6 protein-coding genes are annotated in these 6,190 nt (G+C 68.4%); 3 read left to right on the top strand and 3 right to left on the bottom strand.

Translation table 11 applies throughout. The annotated features are described in order from the left end of the window. Window positions 1-89 precede the first annotated feature (89 nt). The 3 genes from HMPREF2924_RS02930 to HMPREF2924_RS02920 all read right to left on the bottom strand — a co-directional run bounded on the left by HMPREF2924_RS02930 (window position 90) and on the right by HMPREF2924_RS02920 (window position 2,783). On the bottom strand, window positions 90-455 hold the full coding sequence (locus HMPREF2924_RS02930) for a cupin domain-containing protein (RefSeq protein WP_003089408.1): 366 nt from the start codon (window positions 453-455) through the stop codon (window positions 90-92). A 32-nt stretch (window positions 456-487) separates the two neighbouring features. Then, on the bottom strand, window positions 488-1,786 hold the full coding sequence (locus tag HMPREF2924_RS02925) for an NAD(P)/FAD-dependent oxidoreductase (RefSeq protein WP_003089406.1): 1,299 nt from the start codon (window positions 1,784-1,786) through the stop codon (window positions 488-490). A gap of 103 nt (window positions 1,787-1,889) precedes the next feature. Continuing rightward, window positions 1,890-2,783 (bottom strand): LysR family transcriptional regulator, encoded by an 894-nt coding sequence (locus HMPREF2924_RS02920; protein WP_003111387.1) that lies wholly within the window; start codon window positions 2,781-2,783, stop codon window positions 1,890-1,892. Window positions 2,784-2,900: 117 nt separating this feature from the next. Between HMPREF2924_RS02920 and HMPREF2924_RS02915 the strand changes: the two genes are divergently transcribed. From HMPREF2924_RS02915 to HMPREF2924_RS02905, 3 genes are all read left to right on the top strand, one after another. Next, the gene (locus HMPREF2924_RS02915; protein WP_003131671.1) at window positions 2,901-4,076 is read left to right on the top strand and encodes a serine hydrolase domain-containing protein; all 1,176 of its coding nucleotides are present in this window, start codon (window positions 2,901-2,903) and stop codon (window positions 4,074-4,076) included. Then, window positions 4,076-5,329 carry an MFS transporter gene (locus HMPREF2924_RS02910; RefSeq protein ID WP_003131673.1) on the top strand — a complete coding sequence of 418 codons (1,254 nt, stop codon included), beginning with the start codon at window positions 4,076-4,078 and terminating at the stop codon, window positions 5,327-5,329. The genes HMPREF2924_RS02915 and HMPREF2924_RS02910 overlap by 1 nt, the downstream gene beginning before the upstream one ends. A 298-nt stretch (window positions 5,330-5,627) precedes the next feature. After that, window positions 5,628-6,131 carry a hypothetical protein gene (locus tag HMPREF2924_RS02905; RefSeq protein ID WP_003089400.1) on the top strand — a complete coding sequence of 168 codons (504 nt, stop codon included), beginning with the start codon at window positions 5,628-5,630 and terminating at the stop codon, window positions 6,129-6,131. Window positions 6,132-6,190: the final 59 nt, after the last annotated feature.

Genomic DNA, 6,190 nt, shown 5'->3' with positions numbered 1-6,190 from the left:
GATAACCGCGAGCGGTTATTCGCCCTACGGGGGCGTGTCGAGGGCTGGCAGCGCCTCCGGGCGTAATGGCTCGCCGTTACGCCGGTGTCTCAAGCCACCGCGTAGTAATGCTTGACGAAGCCGCCGTCGGCAACCTCCCAGAGCACCGGGGTGCCCTTGCTGACGAACCAGCTGTCGCCGGCCTTGTAGAGCGTGCTCTGGCCGGTGGACTCGTCGGTGAGGCGGACCTCGCCGCTGACCACCGTGGCCTGTTCGCTGAACGGATAGGTCATGCGGAACTTGCCGGCGGTGGTGCCGAAGTAGGCGGCGCTGACCGGGTCGGTGGGGGCTCCGGCGGTCATCTTGCCGAAGGCTTTCACCTCGCCTTCGAGGATCTCCGAGCCGAGGTCGGCGACGCTGCCCCAGGCGTCCAGTTCATCGAGGGTGATGCCGTGGCGGATAACGGTAATGGCCATGGGAATGCTCCTTGTAGAGTGTTCGGTAGGTTTCAGCGCCGGCCGTTCCAGTAGCCGGAGAGCTGGTGCCAGGTCTTGCCCGCGCTGAGCAGCAGCGGGCGGAAGTGGTCCTTGCCGTGGATCGGGATGCGGCGCACCGAGCTGAGCAGGTCGTAGCGCGCCGAGCCTTCGCTCATGCCTTCGGCGAGGACCTTGCAGACGATGTGGCTGGGGGTCACGCCGAACCCGGAATAACCCTGGACGAAGAACGCGTTGGGCCGCCCCGAGAGGCTGCCGATCTGCGGGAACAGGTTGGCGCTGCAAGCCATCGGCCCACCCCAGGCGAGGTCGATGCGGACGTGCTCCAGGTAGGGGAAGATCTTCAGCATCAGCTTGCGGTTCCAGGCCTTGAGGTCGCCGGGGATGCGTTCGACGAAGGGCGTGGCGGCGCCGAACAGCAGGCGGTTCTCGTTGGTCACCCGGTAGTAGTCGATGACCGGGCGGATGTCGCTGTAGGCGCCGCGGATCGGGCTGATCCGCTGGATCAGTTCGTCCGGCAGCGGCTCGGTCATCATCTGGAACGCGTAGGTATTGATGGTGGTGCGGTGCAGCTCGGGTTCGAGCCGGTTGAGGAAGCTGTCGCAGGCCCAGAGCAGCTTGTTCGCGGTGACCGAGCCCTTGGCCGTGCGCACGCGGATGCGCTCGCCGTATTGCACCTCCAGCGCCGGGCTGTATTCGAATATCCGTGCGCCGAGGCCGGCCAGCGCCTTGGCTTCGCCGAGCAGCAGGTTGAGCGAGTGCACATGGCCGCCGCCCATGTGCAGCAGGGCGCTGCCGTAGGCGTCCGAGCCGATGATCTGGCGCACCTCGGCACCGTGCAGGTAACGGATCTCATGGGGCGAGCCGAGCGACCGGAACTCCTTTTCCCAGGCCTGCAGGGTCTTCGCCTGGCGTGCGTTGAAGCCCATGTAGCCGTAGCCGTGGCAGAAGTCGGCGTCGATGGCGTACTTCTCGATGCGGCCCTTGATGATGTCGGCGCCGAGGTCGCTGATCTCGAAGATCGCCCGCAGGCCGTCCTCGCCGACGTCCTTGCGGATCTTCTCCAGGTCGTGGCCGATGCCGGCCATGATCTGCCCGCCGTTGCGCCCGGTACCGCCGAAGCCGAGGTGGCGGGCCTCCAGCACGACGATGTCGGTGATGCCGTGCTCGGCCAGCTCAAGCGCGGTGTTGATGCCGGAGAAGCCGCCGCCGATCACCACCACGTCGGCGTCCAGGTCGGTTTCCAGGGAGGGGAAGGACAGCTCGTACTTCTTGGTCGCCGTGTAGTAGGTCGGCGTCTCGATGTTGATCATGGATGCGGCCTGGCAAGGGGTGGATGTACCTATTAGACGCTCCGTGGCCGCCGCGGTCTTGTTCCTGTCTGCCGCCGGCTTGACCGGCCCTGCCAGGCGCGCTTCAGCCCAGCGTGGCGATCACCCGTGGCGCGACGAAGTCGATGAAGGCGCGCAGCTTGGGCGAGACCTGGCGGCCGGACGGCCAGAGCAGGAAGAACCGCGCGCGGCGCTCGCAGAAGGCGTCGAGGACGCTGACCAGGCGTCCTTCGCGCAGCGCCTCGCGGATCGAGAAGTCCGGCAGGCAGGCGATGCCCTGGTCGCGCAGGGCGAAGCAGACGCGGGTCTCGATGTTGTTGCAGACCATCGATACCGGGATCTGCGGCGGGGCTTCGCCGTCCGCGCGGCGCAGCGGCCATTCCTCGAGGCGGCCGGTGTTGGAGAAGCGGTAGTGCAGGCAGGTGTGCCGCAGCAGGTCTTCCGGGCAGCGTGGCGTGCCGTGGCGGGCGAAGTAGGTCGGCGAGCCGACCAGCTTCAACTGGAACTCGCCCAGTTCGCGCATGGACAGCCGCGAATCCACTGGCTGGCCGGTGCGCAGGACTACGTCGAAGCCTTCGTCGACGACATCCACCACGCGATCGCTGAAGTCGAGGTCTAGCTCGATGTCCGGATAGGCCTGCATGAAATCGGCGAGCGCCGGCAGGACCAGCCCGCTGACCAGCGGCAGGCTGACCCGCAGGCGCCCGCGCGGGGTCTCGCGGCTTTGCGACAGCTCCAGCTCGGTGGCTTCGATCTCGGCCAGGATGCGCCGGCTGCGCTCGAGGAACAGGCTGCCTTCGGCGGTCAGGGTGATGCTGCGGGTGCTGCGGTGGAACAGGCGCACGCCGAGCTTCTCTTCCAGGCGGGCGACCCGCTTGCCCACCGCCGAGGCGCTGACGCCGAGGGTCCGGGCGGCGCCGACGATGCTGCGGGTCTCGGCGACGCGGACGAAGACGGTGAAACCGCTGAGGCTGTCCATGCAAGGCTCCGATTACGGACATCAAGGTCCGGATAGAGCGGAACTCTATCCGTCTTTTTCCGCTTTTGCAGCGCTCTTAGCCTGTCCGCATCCTTCATCGTCCGCGGAGAGTCCTGCATGCCAGGTTTCGAACGAGGGCCAGGGCGCAGCCTGGCGGAACATGTCGATCAGGCGATCGAGGCGGCATTCGCCGACCAGCGCCTGGTGGGAGCGGTGGTACTGGTGGCGCACCGGGGGCAGTGGCTCTATCGACGGGCTGCCGGCCTGGCCGACCGCGAGGCCGGCCGGACAATGGGCGAGGACAGCCTGTTCCGCCTGGCCTCGGTGAGCAAGCCGATCGTCAGCGTCGCCGCCCTGAGCCTGGTGGACGAGGGCCGGCTGGCCCTCGACGAGCCGATCGCCGACTGGTTGCCGGCGTTCCGTCCGCGCCTGGCCGACGGCCGCGAGGCGCGCATCACGCCGCGGCAGTTGCTGAGCCACAGCGCCGGCCTCGGTTATCGCTTCCTCGAAGCCGACGCAGACGGCCCCTATGCCCGCGCCGGGATTTCCGACGGCATGGACCTGCCGGGCTTCGACCTGGCCGAGAATCTCCGTCGCCTGGCCTCCGTGCCCTTGCTCTACGAACCCGGCCGCGCCTGGGGCTATTCGCTGGCCACCGACGTGCTCGGCGCGCTGGTGGAGCGGGTCGACGGGCGGCCGCTGGCGGAAGCGCTGCGGCAGCGGGTCGGGATTCCAGCCGGCATGCGCGACAGCGGCTTCCTCTGCGCCGACGCGCAACGCCTGGCGGCGGTCTACGTCAGCGACCGGCCACGCCCGCGGCGGATGGCCGAGCGGGAGACCGTCACGCCGTTCGAGGACTGCGTCGGCATTCGCTTCGAGCCGCGTCGGGCCTTCGAGCCGTCTGCCTATGCGTCTGGCGGGGCGGGGATGATCGGCAGCGCCGGCGACGTGCTGCGCCTTCTGGAGGTCCTTCGCCAGGGCGGCGCGCCGTTGCTGACGCCTGGCCTGGTGGAGGAAATGGGCCGCGACCAGGTACCCGGCCTGGAGCTGCCGGCCAATCCCGGTTTCGGCTTCGGCCTGGGCTTCTCCGTGCTGCGTGACCCGGCCATCGCGCAATCGCCGGAGTCTCCCGGCACCTGGCGCTGGGGCGGCGCCTACGGGCATTCCTGGTTCGTCGACCGGGCCCGCGAACTGTCGGTGGTGGCGCTCACCAACACCCTGTTCGAGGGCATGTCGGGACGCTTCGTCAACGACCTGCGCGACGCCGTCTACCGTTCCGCGGAGGTGCGCTGATGGGACGCCGCGAAGCATTTCCGGAGAACGCCGGGGCCGCTGCGTCGGCCGTGGCGCCGCGGCTGCCGCTGAGCGCGTTGCTGGCGATGGCGATGTCCGGCTTCGTCGCCATTCTCAGCGAAACCCTGCCGGCCGGCCTGCTGCCGCAAATCGGCGCGGGGCTGGCGGTCAGCGAGGCGCTGGCCGGGCAGTTGGTCAGCGTCTATGCCCTGGGTTCGCTACTGGCCGCGTTGCCGGCGGCGAGCCTGACCCAGGGCTGGCGGCGGCGCCGGGTGCTGCTGCTGGCGCTGCTGATCTTCTTCGTCTGCAACAGCTTCACCGCCGTTTCCTCGGATTACCGCCTGACCCTGCTGGCGCGCTTTGGCAGCGGCGTCGCCGCCGGCCTCGCCTGGGGCCTGCTGGCCGGCTACGCGCGGCGCCTGGTGCCGCCGGAGCAGCAGGGGCGGGCGCTGGCGGTGGCCATGCTCGGTGCGCCGCTGGCGTTGTCGCTCGGCGTTCCGCTGGGCACCTGGCTGGGCGGCCTGCTCGGCTGGCGCTGGGCCTTCGGCCTGTTGTCGCTGATCGCGCTGTTGCTGGTCGGCTGGGTGCTGCACAGCGTGCCGGACTTCCCTGGCCAGCCGGCCGGGCGGCGCCTGCGCCTGCTCGGGGTGCTGCGCACGCCGGGCGTGCGTCCGGTATTGCTGGTGATCGTCGCCTGGGTGCTGGCGCACAACATCCTCTACACCTATATCGCGCCGTTCCTCGCCAAGGTCGGCCTGGGCGCCTCGGTGGACCTGGCCCTGCTGGTATTCGGCAGCGCCGCGGTGGCGGGAATCTGGCTGGTCGGCGCGCTGGTCGACCGGCACCTGCGGCGGATGGTCCTGGCCAGCCTGGCGCTGTTCGCCGTGGCGGCGCTGGCGCTGTGCCTGGGCGCTCGCTGGAGCTGGCTGGCGTTCGCCGGCCTGGCCCTCTGGGGACTGACGTTCGGTGGCGCGGCGACGCTGCTGCAGACCGCCTCGGCGGACGCCGCCGGGGAGGGCGCCGAGCTGGCCCAGTCGATGATCGTGGTGGCCTGGAACCTGGCCATCGCCGGCGGCGGAGCGTTGGGCGGCATGGTGTTGCAGCGCTGGGGCAGCGAGATGCTGCCCTGGACCCTGCTGCCGCTGATCGGCCTGGCCGCGGCGCTGGCCTGGGGCAATGCCGCGCACGCGTTCCGCGTCGGCCCGCGCGGTTTCCCCAGGGCATCGTCCGAACGCCGGAAAGCGGCGGAATAGAGGGGCGGCGCCGGGCGAGGCAAAAAACGCGACGGGTCTTAGAACGTTTATTCACTTGGGTTATTTGGATAGGCCCGATTCGAATATCCATCGCGTCGAAATACCTGTCGCGACGATGCGCTCCTCCGTCATGCAGCGGAATCCGCTGTCATTGCGCCGAACGCCTTCGCTGCCTCGCCGCTAGCCGCCATGCAGCGCCCGGCGCGGCTGTTGCACCGGCATCTTGCCGGTGCGCCGGCGCTGCCTAGAATCGGCCCCAGTCGCACTTACCCCCGCTTCGCCTACAGGAGTTACCGCCATGATGAATGCCATGCAGATGCCGATGAACATGAATGCCGCCATGCCGATGATGCCCATGATGGGCATGCCGATGATGATGGCGAGCATGCAGTGCGAAACGATGGACGACGGCATGCTGTGCAAGATGATGCCGGCGATGGGCATGGATATGGGCCAGTTCCGCAACAGCGCCGAGATGATGGCGATGATGATGAACTGCGGCATGCCCATGATGATGCAGTGCGGCAACCTGGCGATGATGGGCATGTCCCAGGCCTGCATGGCGATGATGCCGACGATGGGCATGGGGATGGGCATGCCGATGATGGGCATGGCTCCGATGAAGTGCATGATGGAGTGCTCCATGCAGGGCGACGCCCTGCATTGCAGGATGATGCCGATGCAGGGCATGGACATGGAGATGTTCAAGAATTGCTGCATGCTGATGGCGAAGATGATGGAGTGCGGCATGCCGATGATGATGAGTTGCAACGGCATGCCGATGATGTGCTGCACCTGCTGATCCGTCGCCGGATGGAAAAGGCCCGCCCGGGATGACCGGGCGGGCCTTTCTTCGTCCAT

The organism is Pseudomonas sp. HMSC063H08, assembly GCF_001813645.1.
Classification (GTDB): Bacteria; Pseudomonadota; Gammaproteobacteria; order Pseudomonadales; family Pseudomonadaceae; genus Pseudomonas; species Pseudomonas aeruginosa.
This window is presented reverse-complemented; position numbering and strand designations above follow the sequence as displayed.